The sequence below is a fragment of the Rhodoferax sp. MLSD5-FHT05B10 genome (assembly GCF_058793415.1).
This window is the reverse complement of record NZ_JBXAFT010000002.1, coordinates 371,218-396,211: the sequence shown is the minus strand read 5'-3', so window position 1 is coordinate 396,211 and position 24,994 is coordinate 371,218. Positions and strand designations below refer to the sequence as shown.

The 24,994-nt window shown below is 66.5% G+C and carries 23 protein-coding genes; 13 read left to right on the top strand and 10 right to left on the bottom strand.

What is annotated here, in order from left to right; genetic code table 11:
- Positions 1–30 precede the first annotated feature (30 nt).
- Complete coding sequence (locus AC1Q5W_RS04500; RefSeq protein ID WP_492643652.1) at positions 31–2,631, top strand: cation-translocating P-type ATPase; 2,601 nt, start codon at positions 31–33, stop codon at positions 2,629–2,631.
- Here the strand turns inward: AC1Q5W_RS04500 and AC1Q5W_RS04495 are convergent.
- A complete protein-coding gene (locus AC1Q5W_RS04495) occupies positions 2,612–5,398 on the bottom strand; it encodes an EAL domain-containing protein (protein ID WP_492643653.1) in 2,787 nt (928 codons plus the stop codon). The genes AC1Q5W_RS04500 and AC1Q5W_RS04495 overlap by 20 nt on opposite strands.
- Positions 5,399–5,867: 469 nt before the next feature.
- On the opposite strand from AC1Q5W_RS04495, the gene AC1Q5W_RS04490 reads away from it, so the two are divergent.
- Both AC1Q5W_RS04490 and AC1Q5W_RS04485 read left to right on the top strand, forming a co-directional pair.
- Complete coding sequence (locus tag AC1Q5W_RS04490; protein ID WP_492643654.1) at positions 5,868–6,779, top strand: cation diffusion facilitator family transporter; 912 nt, start codon at positions 5,868–5,870, stop codon at positions 6,777–6,779.
- A 148-nt stretch (positions 6,780–6,927) separates the two neighbouring features.
- Entirely contained in the window at positions 6,928–7,338 is a 411-nt protein-coding gene (locus AC1Q5W_RS04485; protein ID WP_492643655.1) for a hemerythrin domain-containing protein, read from the top strand.
- 75 nt (positions 7,339–7,413) lie between these two features.
- Here the strand turns inward: AC1Q5W_RS04485 and AC1Q5W_RS04480 are convergent, their stop codons facing one another.
- From AC1Q5W_RS04480 to AC1Q5W_RS04455, 6 genes are all read right to left on the bottom strand, one after another.
- On the bottom strand, positions 7,414–7,887 hold the full coding sequence (locus AC1Q5W_RS04480) for a hypothetical protein (protein WP_492643656.1): 474 nt from the start codon (positions 7,885–7,887) through the stop codon (positions 7,414–7,416).
- Between the two features lie 127 nt (positions 7,888–8,014).
- Positions 8,015–8,485 carry a Spy/CpxP family protein refolding chaperone gene (locus AC1Q5W_RS04475; protein WP_492643657.1) on the bottom strand — a complete coding sequence of 157 codons (471 nt, stop codon included), beginning with the start codon at positions 8,483–8,485 and terminating at the stop codon, positions 8,015–8,017.
- Positions 8,482–8,931 (bottom strand): anti-sigma factor family protein, encoded by a 450-nt coding sequence (locus AC1Q5W_RS04470; protein WP_492643658.1) that lies wholly within the window; start codon positions 8,929–8,931, stop codon positions 8,482–8,484. Before AC1Q5W_RS04470 ends, AC1Q5W_RS04475 begins: the two co-directional genes overlap by 4 nt.
- On the bottom strand, positions 8,928–9,494 hold the full coding sequence (locus tag AC1Q5W_RS04465; protein WP_492643659.1) for a sigma-70 family RNA polymerase sigma factor: 567 nt from the start codon (positions 9,492–9,494) through the stop codon (positions 8,928–8,930). Before AC1Q5W_RS04465 ends, AC1Q5W_RS04470 begins: the two co-directional genes overlap by 4 nt.
- A gap of 81 nt (positions 9,495–9,575) precedes the next feature.
- Entirely contained in the window at positions 9,576–11,231 is a 1,656-nt protein-coding gene (locus AC1Q5W_RS04460; RefSeq protein ID WP_492643660.1) for an acetolactate synthase large subunit, read from the bottom strand.
- A 34-nt stretch (positions 11,232–11,265) separates the two neighbouring features.
- On the bottom strand, positions 11,266–12,876 hold the full coding sequence (locus AC1Q5W_RS04455; RefSeq protein WP_492643661.1) for an FAD-binding dehydrogenase: 1,611 nt from the start codon (positions 12,874–12,876) through the stop codon (positions 11,266–11,268).
- A gap of 112 nt (positions 12,877–12,988) precedes the next feature.
- Between AC1Q5W_RS04455 and AC1Q5W_RS04450 the strand changes: the two genes are divergently transcribed.
- Positions 12,989–14,038: an AraC family transcriptional regulator gene (locus tag AC1Q5W_RS04450; protein ID WP_492643662.1), complete on the top strand. Its 1,050-nt coding sequence runs from the start codon at positions 12,989–12,991 to the stop codon at positions 14,036–14,038.
- A 10-nt stretch (positions 14,039–14,048) separates the two neighbouring features.
- Here AC1Q5W_RS04450 and AC1Q5W_RS04445 read toward each other — a convergent pair whose 3' ends face one another.
- A complete protein-coding gene (locus tag AC1Q5W_RS04445) occupies positions 14,049–14,639 on the bottom strand; it encodes an NAD(P)H-dependent oxidoreductase (RefSeq protein WP_492643663.1) in 591 nt (196 codons plus the stop codon).
- Between the two features lie 171 nt (positions 14,640–14,810).
- Here AC1Q5W_RS04445 and modA point away from each other — a divergent pair, with 171 nt between their 5' ends.
- The 8 genes from modA to mobB all read left to right on the top strand — a co-directional run bounded on the left by modA (position 14,811) and on the right by mobB (position 21,920).
- On the top strand, positions 14,811–15,569 hold the full coding sequence (modA, locus tag AC1Q5W_RS04440; protein WP_492643664.1) for a molybdate ABC transporter substrate-binding protein: 759 nt from the start codon (positions 14,811–14,813) through the stop codon (positions 15,567–15,569).
- A 19-nt stretch (positions 15,570–15,588) separates the two neighbouring features.
- The gene (gene modB, locus AC1Q5W_RS04435; protein WP_492643665.1) at positions 15,589–16,260 is read left to right on the top strand and encodes a molybdate ABC transporter permease subunit; all 672 of its coding nucleotides are present in this window, start codon (positions 15,589–15,591) and stop codon (positions 16,258–16,260) included.
- An 11-nt stretch (positions 16,261–16,271) separates the two neighbouring features.
- A complete protein-coding gene (locus AC1Q5W_RS04430; RefSeq protein ID WP_492643666.1) occupies positions 16,272–16,982 on the top strand; it encodes an ABC transporter ATP-binding protein in 711 nt (236 codons plus the stop codon).
- A gap of 79 nt (positions 16,983–17,061) precedes the next feature.
- Complete coding sequence (locus AC1Q5W_RS04425; RefSeq protein ID WP_492704086.1) at positions 17,062–19,098, top strand: TonB-dependent receptor plug domain-containing protein; 2,037 nt, start codon at positions 17,062–17,064, stop codon at positions 19,096–19,098.
- Between the two features lie 29 nt (positions 19,099–19,127).
- Positions 19,128–19,970 (top strand): molybdopterin-dependent oxidoreductase, encoded by an 843-nt coding sequence (locus AC1Q5W_RS04420; RefSeq protein ID WP_492643668.1) that lies wholly within the window; start codon positions 19,128–19,130, stop codon positions 19,968–19,970.
- A 7-nt stretch (positions 19,971–19,977) separates the two neighbouring features.
- A complete protein-coding gene (locus tag AC1Q5W_RS04415) occupies positions 19,978–20,541 on the top strand; it encodes a nitrogen fixation protein NifQ (RefSeq protein ID WP_492643669.1) in 564 nt (187 codons plus the stop codon).
- The gene (locus AC1Q5W_RS04410) at positions 20,538–21,353 is read left to right on the top strand and encodes a TOBE domain-containing protein (protein WP_492643670.1); all 816 of its coding nucleotides are present in this window, start codon (positions 20,538–20,540) and stop codon (positions 21,351–21,353) included. The genes AC1Q5W_RS04415 and AC1Q5W_RS04410 overlap by 4 nt, the downstream gene beginning before the upstream one ends.
- Before the next feature lie 51 nt (positions 21,354–21,404).
- On the top strand, positions 21,405–21,920 hold the full coding sequence (mobB, locus tag AC1Q5W_RS04405) for a molybdopterin-guanine dinucleotide biosynthesis protein B (RefSeq protein WP_492643671.1): 516 nt from the start codon (positions 21,405–21,407) through the stop codon (positions 21,918–21,920).
- Positions 21,921–21,987: 67 nt separating this feature from the next.
- On the opposite strand, the gene ylqF is transcribed toward mobB, so the two are convergent.
- Together ylqF and AC1Q5W_RS04395 are read right to left on the bottom strand one after the other, a co-directional pair.
- The gene (ylqF, locus tag AC1Q5W_RS04400; RefSeq protein ID WP_492643672.1) at positions 21,988–22,968 is read right to left on the bottom strand and encodes a ribosome biogenesis GTPase YlqF; all 981 of its coding nucleotides are present in this window, start codon (positions 22,966–22,968) and stop codon (positions 21,988–21,990) included.
- A gap of 26 nt (positions 22,969–22,994) precedes the next feature.
- The gene (locus tag AC1Q5W_RS04395; RefSeq protein WP_492643673.1) at positions 22,995–24,278 is read right to left on the bottom strand and encodes an O-acetylhomoserine aminocarboxypropyltransferase/cysteine synthase family protein; all 1,284 of its coding nucleotides are present in this window, start codon (positions 24,276–24,278) and stop codon (positions 22,995–22,997) included.
- Between the two features lie 185 nt (positions 24,279–24,463).
- Between AC1Q5W_RS04395 and AC1Q5W_RS04390 the strand changes: the two genes are divergently transcribed.
- Entirely contained in the window at positions 24,464–24,991 is a 528-nt protein-coding gene (locus AC1Q5W_RS04390; RefSeq protein ID WP_492643674.1) for a hypothetical protein, read from the top strand.
- The last annotated feature ends 3 nt before the right edge of the window (positions 24,992–24,994 follow it).

Genomic DNA, 24,994 nt, shown 5'->3' with positions numbered 1-24,994 from the left:
GGGGGCCGGCCATGCCAGTACCATGTTGTGATGAACGCACATTCTGCCTCCGCCCCCTCCGTCACCGGCCTCAGCAGCGCTGAAGCCGCCCGCCGGCTGGCCGCCGACGGCCCCAACCTGCTGCCCGGCAGCGCCCCGAAGTCCACCTGGGCCATCGTGCGCGACGTGCTGACCGAACCCATGTTTCTGATGCTGCTGGCCGCTGGCAGCATCTACCTGGCATTGGGGGACCGTGCCGAGGCGTTGTTCCTACTCGGATTCGTGTTTGTGGTCATCGGCATCACGCTGGCGCAGGAGCGCAAGACGCAGCGGGCACTGGAGTCGCTGCGCGACCTCTCGGCCCCGCGCGCGCTGGTGGTGCGCGACGGCCAGGAGCAGCGCATTGCCGGGCGCGACGTGGTGCGTGGCGATGTGCTGGTGCTGCGCGAAGGCGACCGCGTTGCAGCCGACGCCCGGCTGTTGGAAGGGCAACTGGAAGTGGACGAGTCCCTGCTCACCGGCGAGGCCGTGCCGGTGGCCAAGACCACGACGGCCACCGCGCCCACTGCGGTCATGAGCCATGACGACACCGCCGCCGTGTTTGCCAGCACCGTGGTCACCCGGGGCGTTGGCCTGGCCCAGGTGCACGCCACGGCCAGTGCCACGGCGGTGGGGCGCATTGGCGCCGATCTGGCCGCCACCGTGGAGCCGCCGTCCGCCCTGCAGCAGTCCTCCCGCGCACTGGTGCGCCGGCTGGGCCTGGGCGCGCTGGCGCTGGCCTGTGCGCAGGTTCTGCTGGGCTGGTGGTGGGATGGCCGCCCCCTGCTGGAGAGCCTGCTGGGCGGCATTGCCCTGGCCATGGCCATTCTGCCGGAGGAGATCCCGGTCATTCTCACCGTGTTTCTGGCACTGGGTGCCTGGCGCATTGCCCGCCAGCAGGTGCTGACGCGGCGTGTCTCGGCCGTCGAGGCGCTGGGGGCCATCACGGTGCTGGCCGTGGACAAGACGGGCACACTCACCCAGAACCGCATGGCCGTTGCCGAGCTGGCCACGGCGAACGGGCAGTTTGCGCCCGCCGTCACCGCCCCGTCCTCACCCGAGGACATGCCCGAGGAATTCCATGCGCTGACCGAGTTCGCCATGCTGGCCACACCCGGCGACCCGTTCGACCCCATGGAAAAAGCCATCCAGCTCTTTGGCCACCGCTGGCTGGCTGGCACCGAACACGTGCACGATGGCCGCGAGCCCGAGAACGAATACGCCCTCTCCGGCGAAATTTTGGCCATGACGCGGGTCTACGCCAGTGCCAACCCGGCCGAACACCTGCTGGCCACCAAGGGCGCGCCCGAAGCCGTGGCCGACCTGTGCCACCTGGCGCCGGAGCAGCGCGCGGCCATCCACCGCCAGGTGGAGGCCATGGCCACCCGCGGCTTGCGTGTGCTGGGGGTGGCCTGTGGGCGCTGGGCCAGCGCGCCGGCCGACACCCCGGCGAGCGGGCGCCCCGCCTGGCCCGCGAGCCAGCATGACTTCGACTTCGAATTCCTGGGCCTGGTCGGCCTGGCCGACCCACCGCGCCCCGAGGTGCCCGCCGCGCTGGCGGAGTGCCGGCGCGCTGGCGTGCGCGTGATCATGATGACCGGCGACCACCCCGCCACCGCCCTCGCGATTGCGCGCCAGGTCGGTCTGTCGGAGCGGCCGGACGTCATAACCGGCCAGGAAATCGCCGAACTGGACGATGCCGCGCTGCGCGCCCGGCTGCGCCATGTGGACCTGTGCGCCCGGCTGCAGCCGGCACACAAGTTGCGCCTGGTGCAGCTGCTGCGGGGTGCGGGCGAAGTGGTGGCCATGACCGGCGACGGTGTCAACGACGCGCCCGCGCTCAAGGCCGCCGATGTGGGCGTTGCCATGGGCGAGCGCGGCACCGACGTGGCGCGCGAAGCGGCGGCATTGGTGCTGCTGGATGACAGCTTTGCACGCATCGTGGCGGCCATCCGCCAGGGGCGGCACATTGACGACAACATCCGCAAGGCCACGCGCTTCGTCTTTGCCGTGCACATGCCCATCATCGGGCTGACACTGGTTCCCGCGCTGCTGCAGTGGCCCGTGCTGTTGCTGCCGGTGCACATTGTGCTGCTGGAGCTGCTGATCGACCCGGCCTGCTCCATCGTCTTCGAGGCCGAACCCGAAGCCCGCGGCCTGATGGAGCGCGCACCGCGCCCGGTGTCCGACTCCCCCTTTGCCGGCACCACGCTAGGTTATGCCGTGCTGCAGGGCCTGGGCGTGGCCGGGGTCCTGCTGCTGGGCTATGCCTGGCTGATCGAACATGCGTGGAACGCACTGCAAAGCCGCAGCGTGGTGTTTGTTGCGCTGGTGTTGAGCGTGATGCTGCTGATCGTGGCCAACCGCGACCAGACCCGCTCCGCACTCCGGGGGGTGCTGCTGCCCAACCCCTGGCTTGCGCGCATGGCGGCCGCCATGGCGCTGCTGTTGCTGGCCGTGCTGGCGGTACCCTGGCTGCGCACGACCATGGGCCTGGCACCGCCGGACTTGGCAGGACTGGCCGCCGGCCTGGTCATGCTGGCGGCAAGCGGGGTTTGGCTGGAACTGCTGCGGCGCGGCAGGCAGCTGCTGTCTAGGCCGGGCCGCTCCTGAAGGCCGGCTCGGCAGGCCCCACGGCAGCCCACGCCGGATCGGGCTTGAATGCGTGGGCCCAGGGCAGCACGGCCTGGGCCGCCATGGGGCGGGCAATGCCAAAGCCCTGCGCGCAATCACAGCCCAGCTGGAGCAGCCGCACACCGTGCGCCGGCGTCTCCACGCCCTCGGCAATGACCTTGCGGTTGAAGACCCGTGCCAGACCGATCACGGCACTGACCAGCACCAGGTCATCCTGATCTTCCAGGATGTTGCGCACGAAAGTCTGGTCAATCTTCAGGGTTTCGGCGGGCAGGGTCTTGAGGTAGGCCAGGGACGAATAGCCGGTGCCGAAATCGTCCAGGGCGAATTTCACGCCCAGAGCCTGGCAGGCCTGCATGATCTCGCACACATGCTGCAGATCGTCCAACGCGGCGGACTCGAGAATTTCGATCTCCAGCAAGCTCGGCGGCACGTCCGGAAACGCCTCCAGCGTCTTCTTGAGCCACACCACGAAGTCCTTGAGCTGGAAGTGACGCCCCGCAATGTTCACGCTGACACTCCAGTGCATGCCGCGGGCCTGCCACTGCCGCATCTGCAGCAGCGCCTGGCGCAGCACCCACTCGCCGATATTCACGATGAGGTCGGTATTGCCCACCATGGGCAGGAAATCCGACGGGCCCAGCAAGCCCTTGTCCGGGTGCTGCCAGCGCAACAGCGCCTCCATGCCGACGATCTCGCCGGTCCGCATGTTGACCTTGGGCTGGAAATGGAGCCGCAGTTCGCCGTCGAGCAGCGCGCTGCGGACCCGGGCCCGCTGCGTGTGCTGGGTCTGCACTTCCTTGTCCAGATCAGCGTCAAAGAGGTGCACTCGGTTGCGCCCGATCTGCTTGGCTTGGTACATGGCCTGGTCTGCGTGGCGCAGCAAGGTGTCAGGGCTGACGTCGTCGTCGGGGTAGATGGCAATGCCGGCGCTGGCCGTCAGGTAGATGGTTTCATCGTCAATCACGTAGGGGCGCGCGAGCTCGGCCAGCACGCGACGCACCATGTTCTCGATCACGCTGGCCTTGGTCTGCCCGCCAATCAGCAGCACGAATTCGTCGCCGCCCAGCCGTGCTACGCCATCGCCTTCGGCCGTCAGGCGGCTCAGGCGCGAGGCCACTTCCTGCAGCAGGCGATCTCCGTACGCACTGCTGTAGCGCTCGTTGACTTGCTGGAAATGGTCCAGGTCCAGCAGGCACACCGCCTGCAACTGGTGGTTTTTCTGTGCCCGCGCAATCGCCTGCTGGAACGCCTCGATCAGGGCGGCGCGGTTTTCCAGTCCGGTCAGCTCGTCGTGGCTGGCCAGCCAGTCGATCTGCCGCTTGAGGTAGCGCTTCTCGCTGACATCGCGGAACACCAGCACACACCCGATGGCAGAACCATCGACCTTGGTGATCGGCGACGCCGTGTAGTCAATGGAGTAGCGCTTGCCGGACCGGTCCACCAGCGCCTGGTTGGAGGCGTGCACCACGGCGTTGTCGCGCAGGGCGTTGCTCCAGGTCTTCCCGGCCACGGACTGGCCCGGGTCCTCGGCCAGCTCGAACACGTCGCCCAGCAGGCGACCCGCCGCCTGCTCCAGCGTCCAGCCGGTCAGCTGCTGCGCCGCCGTATTCAGGGTCTCCACGCGCCAGTGCAGGTCGGTGGTGATAACGCCATCGCCGATGGACGACAACGTCACCTCGGCCCGCTCCTTCTCCAGAACGAGGGCACCCTGCGCCTGCTTGAGGGGGGACACGTCCACCAGGACGCAGATGGCGCCGGCGTCCTCGCCTTCGATGGTGGAAAAGGTGGCCTTGTAGTAAATGGTCTGGATAACCTTGCCCGCGCGTGTGGTCACGCTGAGCTCCTGCACCGAGCGGTCGTCGGCCGCGGGCTCCGCAGAGCCGACGCGGTCCACCTTGTTGAAGATGCCCTGCATGGGTTGCCCCACCAGATCCTCGGACCGGACCCCGAACAGGTTTTCCCAGGCAGTGTTGACGCGCAGGCAGATTCCTTTGGCATCAACCACGAACACGGGAATGGGCAGCGCGTTGGACAGCTGCAGCGTGAAATGCAGCTGCTCGCTGAGCTTGTGCTGGCTTGAACGCAGGGACTCCACCAGAATCTGCACTTCGTGCGCCATGGCATTGAAGGTCTGCGCCACGGCCCGCCCTTCGTACGTGCCGACGACGTCCATCCGCGCGTTGTAGTCCCCGCTTCTGAACTGGTTGGTGGCACGGGCCAGACGTCGCAGCATGGCGCCATTGCTGCGCAGCAACAGGGACAGCAGGAAGAACACGATGAAGGTGATGGCCGCCGTCATCTTGACCTGGGTGACCAGGGCCACCCACACGCCATTGATGCCACCCACCACAGACGGCATCAGGCTGAGCGCGACGTTCTCCTGGCCGGACAGCACAACCAGGTAAGTGACGTCCGCCGGCTGCGGCGGCACAAAGCGCAGGAACCAAACCGGATACAAAGGCACCGGCAAGTCCGGATTGGAGACCTCGATCAGCGTGGCGTGCGTCTGCCAGCGGATGGTGGCGATGTCCGGGTTGGAACGCACCTCGTCGTCGATGACGCGCCGCAGCCGCTCCTGGTCGCCCGTCTGCGCGTACTCTGCCAGCGCCGGCATGAGCGCGTGGCGGATGTGGCTCAATTCACGGGTGCTGCGGCTGTTGATTTCCCGGAAGGACGCATCGATGAACAACTGGTAGCGCAGGCCGGAAAAAAGCAGGATGAGCACCAGGATGGGTATGTACATCCGGACATACAGCCGCGAATTCAGCCAGGTTGAGAATGCGCGCTCGACGACTTTCATGTTGGTCGCCGGTCTGCCGCTTGGTGCCGCCTCGGCAGCCAGAGCACCGCCCCGTCACGGCAACTGGAATGCATGCCCATGTCTACCCTCCCTGTTGAACATCCGGCTGCAACGCATGGCAACGCCGTCACATGACAACACCACCCGGGCAATTTGTAGTTATAGGCCCGTTGCGGAATTTATCAATCTGCGACCCGGCAACACCGTACCTGAGCCACAGCCAAGTTGCCTGCCACGCGGGTCAACCCAAGGGTGTCACACTACGCAACTTCCGTCAAATGCTATTTATTTCATAGCTTGCAACGCAATATACACAAGCCGGACCATACCCCCAGACCTCGCAGTGGTGCCGCCTTTTGGGCGACAATCGGCGCCCACCCCCTTTGAATCGCCTTTTCCACCCGCACCGCCGATGAGCAGCCACCACGACCACGACCACAGTCACCACGCCCCCGCATCATTCAACCGGGCTTTTGCCATTGGCATGGTCCTGAACCTGCTTTTCGTGGCGGTGGAAGCGTTCTACGGCTGGCGCATCAACTCGCTGGCTCTGCTGGCCGACGCCGGACACAACCTCAGCGATGTGGCCAGCCTGGGACTGGCCTGGGCCGGCGCTCTCGCGGCGCGCTGGCGCCCCAATGCCCGGTACTCCTACGGCTGGAAGCGGGCCTCCATCCTGGCGGCCTTTGTCAACGCGGTACTGCTGCTGGTCGCCATGGGTTCCCTGGTGTGGGAGGCCCTGCACCGCATGGCCTCACCGCAGGTCGTGGATGGTGTCACCGTCATGGCCGTTGCCTCCGTGGGCATTCTGGTCAACACGGCCACAGCCCTGCTGTTCATGCGCGGTGGCGAACACGACCTCAACATCCGCGGCGCCTTCGTGCATATGGCCGCCGACGCCTTGGTATCGCTGGGGGTGGTGGTGGCCGGGGCCCTGTACCTGTGGCAGGGCTGGAGCTGGATCGACCCGGTCATGAGCCTGCTGATCGCCGCGGTCATCATCGTCGGGACCTGGGGACTGTTCCGCCAGTCCCTGCACCTGCTGTTCGACGGCGTGCCCGACCACATCCCCCTGGCCGACGTGCACGCCTACCTGAGCAGCCTGCCCGAGGTGACCGAGGTGAGCGACCTGCATGTGTGGGCCATGGGCACCACCCAGGTGGCGTTGACCGCCCACCTGGTGACACCGCAAGGGCATCCGGGCGACGCCTTTCTGGCGGAGATCAACCACCAGCTGCACGACCGCTTCGAAATCACACACGTCACCGTGCAGGTTCTCACGGCCAGCACCGGGCCACTCTGCCAGCCCCAACCCGCCCACTGAGCCGCCCGGCCGCGCGAGGCCGGTGCAAAGCCCCTTTTTATAAGATGCATTTAATTTGCATCTTATTGCGTATTTTTCTAGAATGAAGACCAGTCGGTGCCACGCCTTGTGCTGCACCACCCCTCTTGTCTCACCAGAAAGAACGCCCATGAACATCGACCGCTTCAAGCACCAGCACGTTGAAATCCTGTCGTGCATATCGGCCCTGCGGACCCATTCCCACCGGGGCATAAGCGACAACGCCGCCGAAATAGCCCGCCTGATCGTGGCCATGAGTTCCACGATCAAGCTGCACCTGGCCGTGGAGGACTCGGTGCTATACCCGGCACTCAACAAGAGCCAGGACTCCGCGCTCGCCGCCATGGGCAAGCGTTTTCAGGACGAGATGAAGCACATCGCTGCAAGCTACCTGGCCTTCTCCCGCAAGTGGAACAGCGCCGCCAGTGTTTCGAACAATCCGGAAGAATTTCGCACCGATGCCAACAGCGTACTCAAGGTGCTGTACGAGCGCATGCAAAAGGAAAACACCGACTTCTACCCGGTCATCGAAGCCCATTGACCGTTTGGGTCCGCGTGCATAAGCCCGCTCGGCAGATGCCCGGCGGGCCGCCTGGGTAGCAGCCCGCGCACGCCCTCAGTGGGGCACAGAGATCGACTTCCAGCCGGCGTGGTCAAAGTACTTGCCGTAGGTGTTGAGACCTTGCGCAATCTGCACCACGCCAGACGCCCGGCTCTTGCCCTGCTTGCCTTCGGCTTTTTCCGCGCCATTGAGCATGTCGCCAATCACGGTGTGCAACTGGGCATCGGCCTGGGGGTCGAGCTTGCAGTTTTCCACGATGTACGCCACCTGCGTGTTCACCTCCTTGCTCAAGGCGTCGTAGTCGGCCGCCGTGGCCTTGCCCGCGTGGGCCTTGGGCAGGGTGGTGGCCACGGAAATGCGGATGGCCGTCATGGCCTGGCGCAGGGGGCCGTCGGTCTCCCACTTCTTGCCCGCGTTGAGCGTGATCGCGTGCCCGGCCTCGGCACCGTGCGCCGAGTGGTCGGCGGCCAGCGCGGCCAGCGGGGTTGCGAGGGTGGCGACCATCAGTACATACAAGGGAAATTTCATGGTGTGCTCCAGTTCAGATAAGGAAAATCGGCCCAGCACATGCCGGACCTTGCTTGTCTTAACGAACATGCACTGAGAATGTTCCTTTTATTTTTTCCCGCTGGCCGCGACGGCGGTGATCCGCACATCAATCCCGGTGCAGCAGCTCTTCCTCGGTGGCCTCCTGCGCGTAGCGCCCCAGGAGCAGTTCCATCAGCCGGGCCCGCTGCTTGGCGTTGAGCACCTCCCGCTCAGCCAGCAGCTGGGTAATCACCCGCTGCTGCTGGGCATCCTGCAGGGCGGCGATCCGCGTCTGCTCCGCGTCGATGTCTGCCCGCTGCGGCGCGGCGGCAAAAATGGCCCGCACCAGTGCCTCGCGGTGGCGGCGGATTTCACTCCAGTTGGCCGCCAGGTCGCGCAGGAACGCCGGCTCCAGCTGCTGCCAGCGCTGGCGTTGTTCGGCGCTCAATTGCAGTTCATCCGGCAGGTTCAAATGGGGCGCCGGCGCGGCGGCCGGCGGCACCCAGGGCAGTGCCTGGCGGAAGACCACCGCACCAATGATGCCGATGTTGAGTGACAGCGAGACGGCCAGCAGCCATCGGGTAAGCGTGCGGTTCATGGCATTCCTTTCGATACACGGCACAATTCGGCAATCGCGCACAGGCCACCGGGCGGCACCGGGTCAAACACCCGTGCCATCGTGGCGCGCGGCGCGCTGATGGCACTGCCCCCCACCAGCAGACCGCCCAGCCAGACACCCGAGGCCATGGCCAGCACCGCCAGCCCCGCCGGTGCCCAGCTGCTCCAGCCGACCCAGACCGGGCGGGGGGGCGTGCGGTTGCGGCCCAGCCCCGCCAGCAGTTGGTCGTTCAGGCGCGCGCCCAGATCAAACCCCAGCGCCGGCGACGGCAGTGCTTGCAGACTCTGGTGCAGCGCCTGCAACGCCTGGAGCTGTTGCTGGCAACGGGGACAGCCCTGCACATGCGCGGCCAGCCGCGCCTGGGCACGGGGCTTGAGCCCGTGGTCGGCGTAGGCCGACAATTCTTCATAGGGGGGGCAGGTCATGGCAAATCCTCCAGTCCGTTCGGTACGGTGTCGATCAGGGTACGGCGCGCCCGCGCCAGGCGCGACTTGACCGTGCCGAGGTTGATATCCAGCACCGCGGCAATGTCGTCGTACGACAGGTCCTCGATTTCCCGCAGCAACACAATCTCGCGGTGCTCGGCGGGCAGGCGCAGCAAGGCGGCGTCCAGCAGGCGCAGGCGCTGCGCCGTTTCCAGCGCGGCATCGGGCCCGGGGGTCGGGTCCGGGGCATCGGCGTCGTCTTCCAGGGCCACGAATTCCACGGTTTTGTGGCGCCGCAACAGGTCAAACGCCAGGTTGCGCGCAATGCGAAACAGCCAGGTGGTGAAGCGTGCGTCCGGCCGCCAGCCCGGCAAGCCCTGGAACGCGCGCAGGAACGTCTCCTGCGTCAGGTCCAGCGCATCGTCCTGCGAACGGGTCAGCCGCACCAGAAAGCGGTAGATGCGGTCCTGGTAGCGCGCCACCAGTTCCGTGAACGCCGCCACCTCACCCCGCTGCGCGCGCGTGATGCATTCGGTCTCGTCGAGGTCACGGTGGTTTCGCATGGCTGGAACCCCGTTCAACGAACGGGCGCGAAAAAAGTTCCAGCTACTGTAGCCGGTGCGGTTCCCGGGGCAAAAACGGGCTCAAGGCGAAATTTTCTGCTTGAGTATTTTGGCCACCGGCTGCGGCAGTTTTTCCAGGGCGCCCAGCACATGCGGCAGGGCTTTGAGCTTCAGGCCGGAAAACGCGTTGGGCACGATCACCTCGATCAGGTGCGGGCCGGCATGCGCCAGCGCAAAGTCCAGGGCGGTGTTGAGCTGCTCGCAGGTGGCGGCGCGCACGGAGTGCACGCCCAGCCCGTTGCCCAGCGCAACAAAGTCCAGCGGCGGTGTCGAGAGGTCGAGCTGCGACCTGGCGATGGGCCCCACCGTGTCGGCCCCCACGCGCTCCAGTTCCATGTTGAGGATGGCGTACGAGCGGTTGTTGAACACAATGGTGATGACATTGAGCTGCTCGCGCGCCATCGTCCACAGGGCCTGGATGGTGTACATGGCCGAGCCATCACCCACCAGCGCAAACACCTGGCGGTCCGGGCAGGCAATGGCCGCGCCCACGGCCACCGGCAGCCCCTGGCCGATGGCGCCGCCGGTCAGGGTCAGCAGGTCGTGCCGGGGTGCCTGCGCGGTGTGCTTGGACAGGGTAACGCCCGAGGTCTGCGCCTCGTCCGAGACAATGGCCCGCTCGGGCAGAACCGCGGCCACCGCCTGGCACACTTTGTCGGCCGTCAGCGCGCCACTGGGGCGCTTGGGCACCGCGGGCTCCAGCAGCGCGGGCAGCACATCCTGCGCCCGCAACACGGCCGCCAGCGCCTGCAGGCTGCCCAGCGCGTCCTGGTCTAGCCCCGCCAAGGTGTGGACCTTGCAGCCCTCGGGCACCAGATAGCTCTTCTTGCCGGGGTAGGCAAAGAACGACACCGGGGCCTTGGCATCCACCAGGATCAGGTGCTCCAGCCCGGCCAGTTGCACCGAAGCCAGTTCGGCCAGGTAGGCCAGCCGCTCCACGTAGGGCAGGCCCGCGCCGCGCTCCATGCGGGTCGGGAAGACCTCGGCATGCAGAATCGCCCCCGTTGCCCCGGAAATACGCGATGCCAGCAGCAGTGCCGGCTCACGCAACGCCTTGCCGCCCAGGAGAATGGCCGTCTTGCCACCACCGGTCAGCGCCTGGGCAACCGCGGCAAGGGTCTCGGCGGATGCCACGGGCGCAACGGCCTGCACCGGGGGCGCCGCGGGCTCGGCCCCCTCGCCCCAGGACACGTCCGCCGGCAAGATCAGGGTGGCCACGGCGGCAGGCGTTGCCGTGGCGGCCGCCACCGCGTCCACCGCGTCGCGGCACAGCGCCTGCGTGCTGGCCGAGGTGCGCACCCACGGCGACACATTGCGGGCCACGGTCTCGATGTCGGACTGCAACTGCGCGTCGTACTGCACATGGGTGGTGGCGTGGTCGCCGACGATGTTGACGATGGGCACGCGGGCCTTGCGGGCGTTGTGCAGGTTGGCCAGGCCGTTGCCCAGGCCGCAGCCCAGGTGCAGCAAGGTGGCGGCCGGCTTGCCGGCCATGCGGGCGTAACCGTCGGCCGCGCCGGTGGCCACGCCCTCGAACAGGGTCAGCACGGCCCGCATCTCGGGCGCCGAATCCAGCGCGGCGACAAAGTGCATCTCCGAGGTGCCGGGGTTGGTAAAGCAGGCCGTCACGCCGGCGTCGATCAGGGTGCGCACCAGTGCTTGTGCTCCGTTGGTCATGGATATGTCTCCTTCTGTATTTATGTATCTATCGTCAAACCGCTTGGGCAATGGCCTGCGCCGCCATGCGTGCCGACAGGATGCAGCCGCCCAGGAAGGTGCCTTCCAGTGCGCGCAGGCCGTGCACGCCGCCGCCGCCAAAGCCGGCCGCTTCGCCCACCGCATACAGCCCCGGTATGGGTTCGTTACCGGTGCTGAGCACGCGGCTGTGCAGATCGGTCTGGATGCCGCCCAGGCTCTTGCGGCTGGTGATGAATTCGCGGATGGCGATCAGCGGCAGCGCCTTGGCGTCGTTGATGGGCTGGAACTTGCACAGGCGCACCTTGTCGCCCCGGTACTGCCGCAGCGCGGCGATGCGGCGCAACTGCTCGTCGTTCATGTACTTGTCGCCGCGGGCAATGGTGGCGTCGTAGCTGGACACTGCGTCGCTCACCGCGTCCAGCTGCACCGCAGTGTCGCCCTGCAATGCGTTCATTTTCTCCACCAGTTCGGGCAGGCTTTGGGCCACCACGAAGTCCTTGCAGTGGGTCAGCATGTCGTTGACCAGCCAGCGGTTGCCCAGCAGCACGTCGCGCAGGAAGCCAAACACCTTCTTGTCGCGCAGCGACGGGTTGAATTCGGCGCCCGAAATGGCCAGCTCCTTGAGGGCAATGCGGTGGTTCATCACCTGCCACGAATACGCTTTTTCCTGGGCGCAGATGTCGGTCACCAAGCGGCGGGTGTCAAAGCCCGACACCAGGGGCTGTGGCCCCATGCGCTCGCCGCGCCAGTTGAGCCACAGGGCCGAGCGCGACGGCACCAGGGACAGGCCGTGGTTGGGCTTGCGCGGGCGCGGGTGGTGCACGCCGGCGGCGTAGTTCCACATCTTGTCAAGGTGGGTGAGCCTGCCACCCACGTTGGCCACTGCCGTGTGCAGCGTGCCGTCGGCAAAGCGGTGCGAGCCGTTGAGAAGGGTCTCGGGCGGGCGGCCCCAGTCGGCATGCCAGTGCTGGCGCACCATGTCCAGGCTGCCGTTGATGCCGCCGGTGGCCACCACCACCTGCTCGGCGCGGGCTTCGAAGGGAATGCCGCTGCCCTCTGCACAGCCCTGTACGCCACAGACCGTGCCGTTTTCCACCAGCACCCGCTCCACGCGCTGGCCAAACTGCAGGGTGAGCCGGCCGGCGTTGGGGTGGCTGCGCAGGGCCGCCATCAGCTGCTCTGCCAGTGCCTTGCCCGTGCCCCAGACCATGTGGAACCGCGGCAAGGAGTTGCCCGGACGGAACTCGCCACGCTCCACCCAGTTCACCACCGGAAAGAACCGCACGCCATGCCGGTGAACCCAATTGCGCACATCCGGCGTGCAGCGGTGCACATAGGCTTCGGCCCACGCGCGGGGCCAGTGGTCATCCGGACCGAACTCGGCAAAGCTGCACCAGTCGCGCAGCGCCAGCTCCGTGGAGTCGCGCATGCCCAGACGCCGCTGCTCGGGCGAGTCAACAAAGAACATGCCGCCAAAGCTCTCGCGGGCCAAACCGCCGAACACCTCCGGCTGGTCCCGCTCCAGCAGCAGCACCGTCTTGCCGCTGTCGAGCAGCTCTAGCGCGGTAGTGATACCGGCAATGCCGCCGCCCACGATGAGCACCTCACTGCGGTACTGTTGCATGGCTTGTCTCGCTTTCTTGTTGGGTTACCATTCTGGCGCCATCTTAGGCAGGCGCCAGCCCCGCGGCATTGTCCGCACGAGCAGCGCCCCTTGTCTTTTTAATCCCGAACGGATGAACCAGGCCAATCAATCGACCGACAAGACCGTGGGCATCGGCTGGGTGCAGGCCATTGTTGCGGCGGCGCAGCAAGGCGGCGCCAACCCGGCCGACCTGCTGGCGCGCGCCGGCATTGCCGTGATGCCGGCCGACCCGCTGGCACGCCTGCCGCTGGACGCCGTGGTGCGGTTGTGGCGCGCCGCCGCCGAGCTGACCGGCGACACGGCATTTGGCCTGCACATGGGGCTGTCCATTGAGCCCACGTCCTTCAACGTGGTGGCCTACACACTGGTCTCCAGCACCACCCTGCGCGAAGCGTTCGGCCACATGCAGCGTTTCCAGCGGCTGGTGAGCGATGGCGCCCGCCTGCAGCTGGTGGAACAGAACGGGCTGGCCTGGCTGGTCTACCACCCGGTGGAAGACCGTCTGAGCTTTGCGCCCATGCAGGCCGAAGCCGTGCTGTCGTGTTCGGTGCGCCTGCTGCGCTGGATTCTGGGGCCGGCGTTTTCGCCCCAGCGCATCTGCATGACCCATGCCGCCATCAGCCCGCCTGCGGTGTACCAGGACGTGCTGGGCTGCGCGGTGGAGTTCCAGAGCACCTTCAGCGGCCTGGGCCTGCCCACCGCCCTGCTCGATACCCTGCTGCCCGCACGCAACCCCGAACTGTGCCGCCTGCACGAGGCGCTGGCGCGCCAGCACCTGGCCTCGCTGGAGAATACCGCCAGCTTCAAGACCCGGGTAGCCGCCGTGCTGCAGCAGATGCTGGCGCAGGGCCTGGCACAGAAGGAACCGGTGGCCGACGTGCTGGGCGTTTCGCCCCGGGTGCTGCAACAGCGCCTGTCCCAGGAGGGCACCAGCTTTCTGGCCACACTGGACGAAGTGCGCCACGCCCTGGCGCTGGACTACCTGAACGACCCCATGCTGAGCCTGGGGCAGGTTGCCGTGCTGCTGCACTTCTCGGACGCCAGTGCGTTCTACCGGGCGTTCAAGCGCTGGACCGGCAGCGTGCCGGGCGAGTACCGGCGGCAGGCCGCCACGGCCCCCGCTGCCACACGGCAGGCGTGAGGACTGGCGGTCAGCGGCCTGCGGCGCCCAGCGCCCGCAGCTTGTCGCACCACTGGCGCACGCCGTCCGGGCCAAGCTTGTCGACCTGGCCAATGTAGGTTTCCTTCACCGGTGCAATGCCGACAAAGCCCAGAATATTGCGCACCAGCGACTTGATGCTGTGGGCCCGGAAATACCAGCGGTACAGCAGGGCCGGCATGCCCATGGTGACCACCACGCGGGCCGAGCGGCCGGTGAGTCCCTTGCGGCCCATGGGGTTGCTGCCCTGGGCCTTAAAGGCAAAGCCCGGTCGCGCCACCTGTTCCAGAAAACCCTTGAGCACGGCGGGCATGTCACCCAGCCACAACGGAAAGACCAGCACCAGGTGCTGCGCCCAGGCAATGTCGGCCTGGGCCTGCTGCAGGCAGGGCGGCAGCACACCGTGCTCCCAGTCTTCCTGGCTGCGCAGCAGCGGGAAGTCCAGCTGGGCCACCTGCACGCGGCGCACCGTATGGCCTGCCCGCTGCGCCCCTTCGGCGTAGGCGTCGGCCAGGGTCTGGCACAGATGGCCCTGCTCCGGGTCCGGATGCCCCTCTATGAACACGATTCGCCTGCTGGTCATGGGTGGTCCCTGTGGTTTGCAACGCGTCAATTGCTATGTTTTTCATAGCTGTCTGCGCATATTCTAAGCGGCCAAATGCGCGTTTTTATCGTGAATTTCAGTAACCAGCCTTCTTCACCATAACCGTTATATAAAAATATATACTACGCACCTCAAACAAGGGTTTTCTTCATGCAACCGTCCTTTGGCAAACGCGCTTTCGCCGTCCTCGCTCTCAGCCTTGCCATCGGTTCGGCCAGCGCGGAAGAACTGATCGTTTCGGCCGCCGCCAGCCTGACCAATGCTTTCAAGGCGCTGGGCCCCGCCTTCGAGGCACAGCACCCCGGCACCAAGGTGCTGTTCAACTTTGCCGCCTCGGACGCCCTGGTGCAGCAAATTGCCAAGGGCGCGCCGGTCGACGTGTTCGCCTCGGCCGACCAGGAGGCCATGGACCTGGCGCAGGCGCAGCAGCTGCTGGCCGCCGGCACGCGCAAGGACTTTGTCGGCAACAGCCTGGTGCTCATCGTGCCGGCCGACAGCACCCTGGCCGTTTCCACCGTGGCCGACCTGGCACAGGCCGCCGTCAAGCGCGTCGCCGTGGGCAACCCGGCCAGCGTGCCGGTGGGGCGCTACACCCGGCACGCGCTGGAGCAGGCCAAGCTCTGGTCTGCCGTGGAGCCCAAGGCCATCTACGCGCAATCGGTACGCCAAGGCCTGGACTACGTGGTGCGCGGCGAGGTGGATGCCGGATTCGTCTACAACACCGACGCGGCCATCCAGAAGACCAAGGTGCGCGTGGTGGCCACCGTGCCCACCGAAACCGCCATCCGCTACCCCATTGCCGCCATTGCCAACCGGCCGCACGGCGAGATGGCCCGCCAGTTCATCGACTTCACGCTGTCGGCCACCGGGCAAGCCCTGCTGGGTCAGTACGGTTTCCTGAAGCCCTGAGCCCCTCCGACCCGACGCCATGGACGCCGCCTGGATCGCCCTGAGCCTGTCACTGAAAGTGGCGTTCTGGGCCACCGCCCTGAACCTGGTGCTGGGCGTGGGCGCCGGCTACGCTCTGGCACGCGGCCGGTTTGCCGGGCGCGACGTGCTCGACGCCGTGCTGACCCTGCCCATGGTGATGCCGCCCACCGTGTTGGGCTACTACCTGCTGGTGCTGCTGGGACGCAAGGGCGTGGTGGGCGCCTGGCTGCAAGACCACTTCGGCATCACCCTGATCTTCACCTGGCAGGGCGCCGTCATTGCCGCCACGGTGGTGGCGTTCCCGCTGGTCTTCAAGTCGGCGCGGGCGGCCTTTGAGGCGGTGGACACCCAGCTGGAGCAGGCCGCGCGGGTGCTGGGGGTGGGTAACGTGGGGGTGTTCTTCCGCATCACGCTGCCGCTGGCCTGGCGCGGCATTCTGGCGGGCCTGCTGCTGGCCTTTGCGCGCGGCATGGGCGAGTTTGGCGCCACGCTGATGGTGGCCGGCAGCATTCCGGGCCGGACGCAGACCCTCTCGGTGGCTGTCTATGAAGCCGTGCAGGCCGGCCAGGACGACACCGCCAACCTGCTGGTACTCATCACCTCCCTCACCTGCATGGCCGTGCTGCTGACAGCCGGCAAGCTGGCACCCGGGCGCACCGCGCACCCCTGAGGCAAACGCCCATGCAGTTCAACATCGACATCCAGAAAACCCTGCGCGCCGGCCACCGCACGTTTGACCTGCGGGTGCGCTTCCAGTCCACCTGCCAGCGGCTGGTAATCTACGGCCCCTCGGGCGCGGGCAAGAGCCTGACGCTCAGGGCCATGGCCGGCCTGCTGACGCCCGACGCCGGATGCATCCAGCTCGGTGGCCAGACCCTGTTTAACAGCGCCACCGGCACCAACCTGCCCGCGCAGCGGCGCCAGATGGCCTATCTGTTCCAGGACTACGCCCTGTTTCCCCACCTGACGGTGCGCCAGAACGTGGCCTTCGGCGCCCGGCGCGGCTGGCTCAACCCGCGCACGCGGGTGACCGATCCGGCGGTGGACTACTGGCTGCAGGCCTTCGAGCTGCAGGCCGTGGCGCACCAATACCCGGCGCAGCTGTCGGGCGGCCAGCGCCAGCGCACCGCCCTGGCGCGCGCCCTGGTGCCGCATCCGCGTGCGCTGCTGCTCGACGAGCCCTTCGCCGCGCTGGACCCCGCCCTGCGCGGGCGCATGCGCGGCGAGCTCGACCGCCTGCAACGCCAGCTGAACGTGCCCATGGTGCTGATCACGCACGACCCGGACGACGTGGCGGCGTTTGGCGAGCACGTGCTGCACCTGCGCGATGGAGTCATCCAGGACACCGCGCAAGACCTCGGGGCCCTCGCCCGGGAGGCCATGCCAGCTTAAAAAATTTTGCCCATCGTTATATTGACTTATATATAGCGAATGGCAACCCCCTTTTCCAACCTTCCACAGGACACCTGCTATGCCGATACGCCAACACCCCAGGCCAAACAACCGGGCCCGAAGAAAAATGCTGCTGTGCCTTGCCCTGGCAGCGGGCTCCCTGCCGGCGGCGCAAGCCGCCGACACGGACGAGAAAAAAACCCCACAGCTGGAAACCATCACGGTGCTGGGAACGCGCGCCCAGATGGGCGAGATTGGCGAGGACCAGGTGTCTTCCGCGCTCGCCGCCGAAGACATGCGCCGCAACCACCGCGACAACATCGGCGACGCCCTCAACCTGCTCTCCGGCGTGACTGTGTCCAACAACTCGCGCAACGAAAAAGTCATTTACGTGCGCGGCTTCGATGCGCGCCAGGTGCCGCTGTTCATGGACGGCATTCCCCTGTACGTCCCCTACGACGGCTATGTGGACTTCAACCGGTTCACCACGGCCGATCTGGCCGCCATCCAGGTAGCCAAGGGCTTCAGCTCGGTGCTGTACGGCCCCAACGCCATGGGCGGCGCCATCAACCTGATTTCACGCAAGCCCAAGACACGCTTCGAAGGCGATGCCAGCGTGGGCTTCGCGTCCGGCAACGAACGCCAAGCGAGCATCAACGTCGGCTCCAACCAGGACAGCTGGTACTTCCAGGCGGGTGCGAGCTATCTGCAGAGTGACTCCTTCCCGCTCTCGGCCGACTTCAAGCCCACCGCCACCGAAAACGGCGGCCAGCGCGAAAACGCCTACCGCAAGGATAGCAAGGGTTCGTTCAAGCTAGGGCTCACGCCCAACGCCGCCGACGAGTACACCCTGAGCTACTACAACCAGCAGGGCACCAAGGGCCAACCGCCCTCCACCATCCCTGCCGCCGCCCGCTACTGGCAATGGCCCTACTGGAACACCAGCGGCGTGGCCATCGTCACCAAGACCCTGATCGGCAGCGCCGAAACCCTCAAGGCCCGCGTCTACCGCGACACCTATGCCAATGAAACGGACTCCTACACCGATGCCAGCTACAGCACCCTGAAGACCAGTGGCTCGGGCAGCGTCGGCACGGGGCGCAGCCTGTACGACGATGCGGTCACCGGCGCGTCGCTGGAGCTGGAATCCCTGCGCTGGAACGCCCACACCGTGCGCACCATTGCGCATTACAAGGAAGACCTGCACACCGAGACCGATGCCACCGGTGCCACCAACGCCAACATCCGGGACGCCCAGATCTCGCTGGGCGCCGAAGACACCATCGCCCTGAACCACGCACTGGCGCTGTCCGTGGGCGTGGCCCGCCACATGCTGCGCCCGCTGTCGGTGTACAACAGCAGCAATGCCTATGCGCTGCCCGACACCAAGGCCGCCACCAATGCACAGGCTGGCCTGTACTACGACTACTCGCCCAACGCCCGCCTGTACACCACGGTCGCGCAGAAGTCGCGCCTGCCCACCCTCAAGGACCGCTACTCCCAGCGGCTGGGCAGCTACATTGAGAATCCCAACCTGGGAACCGAACGCTCCATCAGCTACGAAGTGGGTTATCAGGGCGCGCCGTGGGCGGACGCCAAGGCACAGGCGGCCGTTTTCTACGCCGACACCAGCGACAAGATCCAGTCGGTCTACGTCGGCGCCATCGGAACCAGCTGCAGCAGCACCTTCAAATGCCAGATGCAGAACGTGGGCAAGGTGCGCACCAGCGGCGTTGAACTGAGCCTGAACACCGCGGTCAACGCCCAGCTGGAAGTGGGTGGTAACTACACCTACATGGAACTGGAGAACGTCAGCGACCCGACCGTGCGCATCACCGACATACCCCGCCAGAAGCTGACGGCCCAGGTGCTCTACCGGCCCACCGGTTCGCTGGAAATCCTGGCGTTCGCCGAATACAACAGCAGCCGCTGGTCGTCCAACACCGTCGAGCTGCCCGACTTCACCACCCTCAACCTCACCGCCACCTACCGGGTGCGCAAGGACGTGAGCGCCGAATTCGGCGTCACCAACCTGGAAGACAAGAACTACCAGCTGGCCGACGGCTTCCCCAGCCCCGGACGCATGTGGTTCGGCACGCTGCGCTACCAATTCTGATCCCCACCACCACAAGGAAACAACCCACCATGGCCTCCAACCGCCTTGCCACCCGCATCACCTGCTCGCTCACCCTAGCAGCCGCCCTGCTGCTGTCCATCCAACCCGCCACCGCCGCGGACGAGATTGCGCTGGCCCAGACCAGCGGCTGCCTCGCCTGCCACCGGGGTCTGGAGACCCGCATCGGCCCGCCCTTCAAACGGGTCGCCGAAAAATACGCCGGCCGCCAGGACGCCAAGACATTGGCTATGCTGGTCGACAACGTCATCAAGGGAACCGGCCCGAACGGCCTGGGCTGGATGAAGGACGGCCTGGCGACCCTGCCCTTCATGCCGCCCAACGGCAGTGTGACGCCCAAGGACGCGACCAAGCTGGTCCGCTGGGTCCTGGCCACCACCGGCGAAATTCCCAACCCAACCGAATTCGTGACCGAGAGCATTGCCATTTCGGGCGCCGTGGAACACCCGCTGAGCTTGCGTGTGGACGACCTGCGGAAATTTCCGCCACAGCAGGTTGGCGAGGTCCCCATGGTCTGCCAGTCCGGCGCCAACCTCGGTCAACTTGAGCACCTCAAGGGCGTGCTGCTGCGGGACATCCTGGAAAAGGCCAGCATCGTTTCGCACAGCCACAACGACGTCAAGAAGATGGCCATCATTGCCACGGCCAGCGACGGCTACAAGGTGGTCTTCTCATGGACCGAGGTGTTCAACTCGCCGCTGGGTGACGGCGTCATCGTGTTCTTCGAGAAGGACGGCAAGGCGCTGGGCGACGACGAGGGCCGCATCGCCCTGGTTTCCACCAAGGACACCCGCACCGGGCCACGCCATGTGAAATGGCTGCAAGGCATCGAAGTGCGCAAGATCGTGGAGTGAGCCGGTCATGCGCGCAGCCGAGTCGGGCCACTACGCTCTGATGGTCCAGGCCATCGGCGGCACCCTGCGCAATGCGCAGGAAGGTGAACTCCCGCTGTTCGCCTGGACACTGGGCCTGGCGCAGCCCGAGCACCACGCCCTGCTGGCGCAGTGCCTGCCCGATCTCGCCGTCGGGAAGCCGCTCTCCGAGCAGCAGCACGCGCGACTCGGCCACCGCACGCCACCCGACTTTGCCCTGCTGGCCCGGCTGCTCCATACCCACCGCAGCCCTGGCGCCGATCCGCTGCACGCCGACTGGCTGGCGCGGGCCGTGGCGGCGGCCTGCTTCGGCAGCCGCCACCTCTGGGAGGATCTGGGTCTGGACGGGCGCGAGGCGGTCTCCACACTGCTGCGGCATTACTTCACGCCCCTGCACGACCTCAATGTGCGCGCCCTGCGGTGGAAGCACTTCCTGTTCATGGAATTGGGCCTACAGCGCGGCCAGCCCGGTCTGCGCCCGCCGACCTGCGAACGCTGCGAAAACTATTCGGTATGCTTTCCCCCTCGACGTGTGGAAAGGTGCATGAAATGAAACCCGTAGACGACAAGGCCATCGCGCTCAGGGGGGCTGTGTGGATGACAGTCGGCGGCGAAAACCTGGGTGGCCCTGGTCGCATTGCCCTGCTGGCCGCCATCCATGCGTCCGGCTCCATCACGCAGGCGGCCAAGGCCATGAAGATGAGCTACAAGGCCGCGTGGGACGCGATCGACGGCATGAACAACCTGGCCGGCGAGCCGCTGGTGGAACGGCTCACCGGCGGCAAGGGCGGCGGCGGCACCCGGCTGACCCGGCGCGGCCAGCAGCTGGTCGACAATTTCCGGCTGATCGAATCCGAACACCGGCGTTTCATCGACCAGCTCAGCCAGCAGGCCGAGGGGGTCACCAACGACTACTTCCTGATCCGGAGAATGACCATGAAAACCAGTGCGCGCAACCAGTTTCTGGGCACCGTCACCGCCGTGCAGCGCGGTGCCGTCAACGATGAGATCGAACTCGCCATCGTGGGCGATCAGAAACTGGTGGCCACGGTGACGCACGAGAGCACCGAAGGCCTGGGGCTGCGGCTGGGCGCGGAAGCGTTCGCGCTCATCAAGGCCTCGTCCATCATTGTTGCGACCGACACGCAGGGCGCCCGCTTCTCGGCGCGCAACCGGCTGGCGGGCACCGTCAGCCGCCTGCAGACGGGGGCCGTGAACACCGAGGTGGTCATCGACCTGCCCGGCGGTGGCGCCATTGCGGCCGTCATCACCAACGAGAGCGCAAGCACCCTGGGTCTGGCCGTGGGGCAGCCGGCCACGGCCATTTTCAAGGCGTCCAGTGTTATTGTCGGAACCCCGGCCTGAGCCGGGCCCTGTGTTCACCCCTGTAGACCTAGCCCGGGAAACCGATCCCCCATGAAAGTATTTGGTATTGCCGGTCACTCCGGCATGGGAAAGACCACGCTGCTGGAGCGGCTGGTCCCCGAACTCGCGTCGCGCGGCCTGCGCGTGTCGCTCATCAAGCACAGCCACAAGTCGATCGACATCGACCGCCCCGGCAAGGACTCCTACCGCCTGCGCGAAGCGGGCTGCAACGAAGTGGTGCTGCTGGGCAACGAACGCTGGGCCCTCATGCACGAGTTGCGCGGCGAACCGGAGCCGTCGGTGGAATACCTGCTGGGGCGCCTGCAGCCCTGCGACCTGGTGCTGATCGAAGGCTTCAAGCAGGGCGACTTTCCCAAGCTCGAGGTCTGGCGCGCATCGCAGGAGCGCGCCACCCTATGGCCCGACTGGCCCAACATTGTGGGCATTGCCTCCGATACGCCACCCGAGGCCGGCGATGCTGCCCACCCCGCGCAGCCGGCGCGCCTGGCGCTGCAGGACCTGCACGCCATTGCCGATTTCGTCCTCCAGCACGCCCAGCCGCTCTGAGCGGGTCGCCGTTTTGCTATGGTTTCCGTAGCTGTCTGCGCAGTAAATACGGGCGCTTCAGGCCGTTTTAGTCTGAAATTCCGTCGTCCGCTGCTTGCACACGGGGCGGGCGCGGCACTTTCTTGAAGCGGATGGCGCGGTCCAGCTCGATGGCGTCTTTCTTGACCTGACGCTCGGCATCCATCTTCTGGCCATGGGCCAGCCATTCGGCGAATTCGGCGGGGGTCTCCAGCGTCATGCGCCCCATCACGGCGGCGCGGAAGTCGTGGATCACCACCTCGGCCGCCTTCTGCAGGTTGATCCGGCCACCGCTTTGCAGCGCGCCGCGCTTGCGGCCAATGGCTTCGAGCAGTTGCTCGTCGGTCTGCCCGGCCACGCCGGTGAGCTTGTAGCGCGCCTCCACCTGGGCCGGGTAGTGCTGGCGCAGGTAGTCCAGCAGTTCCAGGGCCACCTCTTCTTCGTCAAAGGCGTTCTTGCCAATGGCGCCGCTGGCGGCCAGGTTGTAGCCGCTCTTGGCCACGATGATGCGCGGCCACAGCACGCCGGGCGTGTCAAACAGGTAAAAGGCGTCCTGCAACACGATGCGCTGCTCGATCTTGGTCACGCCGGCCTCGTCGCCGGTCTTGGCGGCACGCTTGCCCTTCAAGGTGTTGATGAGCGTGGACTTGCCCACGTTGGGAATGCCGCAGATCAGCACCCGCATGGGCTTGGCCATGCTGCTGCCCCGGTGCGGCGCCAGGGCAAAGCAGGCGTCGATCAGCGCCTTGGCCGGCGTCGCCATGCTGGCGTCCAGCCCCAGGGCACGGGTGCCCGGCAGGGCGTTGAAATGGGCCAGCCACTCCTGGGTGCGCGCCGGGTCGGCCAGGTCCTGCTTGTTGAGCACCTTCAGGGCCGGCTTGCCCGCCGTGAGCTGGGCCAGCATGGGGTTGGCGCTGGAGCCCGGCAGGCGGGCGTCCAGCAGCTCGATGACCACATCGATCTCCCTGATGCGCTCTTCGATCGCCTTGCGCGTCAGGTGCATGTGACCGGGGAACCACTGGATTGCCATGCCGTTTTACCTCGTGTGGATGCGCATCAGACCTTGGCCAGCGCCTGCGCCAGGTCCGCCTGCAGGTCATCGATGTGCTCGATGCCCACCGACAGACGCACCATGTTTTCGCTCACGCCGGCCTTGGCCATTTCGGCCGCGTCGAGCTGGCGGTGCGTGGTGGAGGCCGGGTGCGTGGCCAGCGACTTGGCATCGCCAATGTTCACCAGGCGCGTGAACAGGTCCAGCGCGTCGAGGAAGCGTGCGCCGGCGGCCCGGGGGTCGGCATCGCTGCTCTTGAGACCGAAGCTCAAGATGCCCGAAGCCCGCCCGCCCATCTGGCGTTGCGCCAGTGCGTGGTCCGGATGGTCTGGCAGACCGGCATAGCGCACCCATTCCACCTTGGGGTGGCTCTGCAGGAACTTGGCCAGGGCCAGGCTGTTGTCGCAGGTGCGGTCCATGCGCAGCGGCAGGGTCTCGATGCCCTGCAGCGTCAGCCAGGCGTTGAACGGCGAAATGGCGGCACCCATGTTGCGCAGGGGCACCACGCGGGCGCGACCAATGTAGGCGGCGGCGCCCAGCGCCTCGGTGTAGACCACGCCGTGGTAGCTCACATCCGGCTCGTTCAGGCGCTTGAAGCGCGCCTTGTGCTCGGCCCAGGGGAACTTGCCGCTGTCGACGATGATGCCGCCAATGCTGTTGCCGTGGCCGTTCATGTACTTGGTCAGCGCATGCACCACGATGTCGGCGCCGTGCTCAATGGGGCGACACAGGTAGGGGCTGGGCACGGTGTTGTCCACAATCAGCGGCACGCCATGGTCGTGTGCCACCTTGGCCAGCGCGGCGATGTCGGTCACGTTGCCCAGCGGGTTGCCGATGGATTCACAGAACACCGCCTTGGTGCGGGCATCGATCAGCTTGGCAAAGCTGGCGGGGTCGCGCGGGTCGGCAAAGCGCACCTCGATGCCCTGCTGCGGGAAGGTGTGGGCAAACAGGTTGTAGGTGCCGCCATACAGCGTGCTGGCCGAGACGATGTTGTCGCCGGTCTCGGCAATGGTCTGGATGGCCGCCGTGATGGCCGCCATGCCGGACGCCATGGCCAGGGCCGCCACGCCGCCTTCCAGCGCCGCCACGCGCTGCTCCAGCACGTCGGTGGTCGGGTTCATGATGCGGGTGTAGATGTTGCCGGCCACTTTCAGGTCAAACAGGTCGGCGCCGTGCTGGGCGCTGTCAAAGGCGTAGGCCGTGGTCTGGTACAGCGGCACCGCTGCGGACTTGGTGGTGGGGTCGGGCGTGTAGCCGCCGTGGACGGCAATGGTTTCGATCTTCATGCAAAAGACTCCTGGGTTGAAATGGATGGGGTTTGCGTGCACCGGATTGTCGGGCAGTTTGCGCGCTACACCCGGCCTAGACAGGCCGCTCTAGGAAATAGCGGGAATTTAAGGTGTCTCCACTAGGGTGAGCCGGGAGAATCCGCCCCAGTTCCCTTCCCCATTCTATTTACCCGGAGATCCTCATGGCCAACCAGACCCTTTCCACCGTGACCAGCGACCTGATTGCATCGTATGGCAAGACCGCCAAGAACGTCATCCACGCGTACCGCGTGGGCAACCAGCGCGCGATCGGCTTCATGGACCAGCGCTGGGCCAGCGCCGTTGGCAAGGCCGGCAACCGCCTCAGCGCCGAAGCGCGGGACAACGCCGTGGCCGCGCAGCAGAAGCTGACCGGCTACTACGCCAAGGGTGTTGCGCTGACGACCGACAGCGCCGACAGCGTGGTGGACAAGGCGGTGGAACTGGCCGGCCTGGGCCTGACTCAGGTCGCCGCCAACGCCGGCCGCTTTGAAAAGGCCACCGGCGTGACCGCCCTGAACACACTGGCCGTGGCCGCCGTGCCGGCCGCCCAGGCCGTGACCAAGGTGGCCGCCAAGCTGGAGGCGCAGACCGGCGCGCTGGCCGGCAAGATTGCGGGCAAGAAGCCCAAGGCCAAGACGGCCGCCAAAACCGCGGCCAAGCGCGCGCCAGCCAAGAAGGCGGCGCGTTAACCG

What these genes read in the sequence shown, in the direction of transcription:
- AC1Q5W_RS04495 (WP_492643653.1), bottom strand. Translation starts at nt 5,398, where the DNA reads ATGTACATACCCATCCTGGTGCTCATCCTGCTTTTTTCCGGCCTGCGC.
- AC1Q5W_RS04490 (WP_492643654.1), top strand. Translation starts at nt 5,868, where the DNA reads ATGAGCAGCCACCACGACCACGACCACAGTCACCACGCCCCCGCATCA.
- AC1Q5W_RS04465 (WP_492643659.1), bottom strand. Translation starts at nt 9,494, where the DNA reads ATGCGAAACCACCGTGACCTCGACGAGACCGAATGCATCACGCGCGCG.
- AC1Q5W_RS04410 (WP_492643670.1), top strand. Translation starts at nt 20,538, where the DNA reads ATGAAACCCGTAGACGACAAGGCCATCGCGCTCAGGGGGGCTGTGTGG.
- AC1Q5W_RS04475 (WP_492643657.1), bottom strand. Translation starts at nt 8,485, where the DNA reads ATGAACCGCACGCTTACCCGATGGCTGCTGGCCGTCTCGCTGTCACTC.
- AC1Q5W_RS04455 (WP_492643661.1), bottom strand. Translation starts at nt 12,876, where the DNA reads ATGCAACAGTACCGCAGTGAGGTGCTCATCGTGGGCGGCGGCATTGCC.
- mobB (WP_492643671.1), top strand. Translation starts at nt 21,405, where the DNA reads ATGAAAGTATTTGGTATTGCCGGTCACTCCGGCATGGGAAAGACCACG.
- AC1Q5W_RS04430 (WP_492643666.1), top strand. Translation starts at nt 16,272, where the DNA reads ATGCAGTTCAACATCGACATCCAGAAAACCCTGCGCGCCGGCCACCGC.
- AC1Q5W_RS04470 (WP_492643658.1), bottom strand. Translation starts at nt 8,931, where the DNA reads ATGACCTGCCCCCCCTATGAAGAATTGTCGGCCTACGCCGACCACGGG.
- modB (WP_492643665.1), top strand. Translation starts at nt 15,589, where the DNA reads ATGGACGCCGCCTGGATCGCCCTGAGCCTGTCACTGAAAGTGGCGTTC.
- AC1Q5W_RS04420 (WP_492643668.1), top strand. Translation starts at nt 19,128, where the DNA reads ATGGCCTCCAACCGCCTTGCCACCCGCATCACCTGCTCGCTCACCCTA.
- AC1Q5W_RS04445 (WP_492643663.1), bottom strand. Translation starts at nt 14,639, where the DNA reads ATGACCAGCAGGCGAATCGTGTTCATAGAGGGGCATCCGGACCCGGAG.
- AC1Q5W_RS04480 (WP_492643656.1), bottom strand. Translation starts at nt 7,887, where the DNA reads ATGAAATTTCCCTTGTATGTACTGATGGTCGCCACCCTCGCAACCCCG.
- ylqF (WP_492643672.1), bottom strand. Translation starts at nt 22,968, where the DNA reads ATGGCAATCCAGTGGTTCCCCGGTCACATGCACCTGACGCGCAAGGCG.
- modA (WP_492643664.1), top strand. Translation starts at nt 14,811, where the DNA reads ATGCAACCGTCCTTTGGCAAACGCGCTTTCGCCGTCCTCGCTCTCAGC.
- AC1Q5W_RS04485 (WP_492643655.1), top strand. Translation starts at nt 6,928, where the DNA reads ATGAACATCGACCGCTTCAAGCACCAGCACGTTGAAATCCTGTCGTGC.
- AC1Q5W_RS04415 (WP_492643669.1), top strand. Translation starts at nt 19,978, where the DNA reads ATGCGCGCAGCCGAGTCGGGCCACTACGCTCTGATGGTCCAGGCCATC.
- AC1Q5W_RS04425 (WP_492704086.1), top strand. Translation starts at nt 17,062, where the DNA reads ATGCCGATACGCCAACACCCCAGGCCAAACAACCGGGCCCGAAGAAAA.
- AC1Q5W_RS04460 (WP_492643660.1), bottom strand. Translation starts at nt 11,231, where the DNA reads ATGACCAACGGAGCACAAGCACTGGTGCGCACCCTGATCGACGCCGGC.
- AC1Q5W_RS04500 (WP_492643652.1), top strand. Translation starts at nt 31, where the DNA reads ATGAACGCACATTCTGCCTCCGCCCCCTCCGTCACCGGCCTCAGCAGC.
- AC1Q5W_RS04390 (WP_492643674.1), top strand. Translation starts at nt 24,464, where the DNA reads ATGGCCAACCAGACCCTTTCCACCGTGACCAGCGACCTGATTGCATCG.
- AC1Q5W_RS04395 (WP_492643673.1), bottom strand. Translation starts at nt 24,278, where the DNA reads ATGAAGATCGAAACCATTGCCGTCCACGGCGGCTACACGCCCGACCCC.
- AC1Q5W_RS04450 (WP_492643662.1), top strand. Translation starts at nt 12,989, where the DNA reads ATGAACCAGGCCAATCAATCGACCGACAAGACCGTGGGCATCGGCTGG.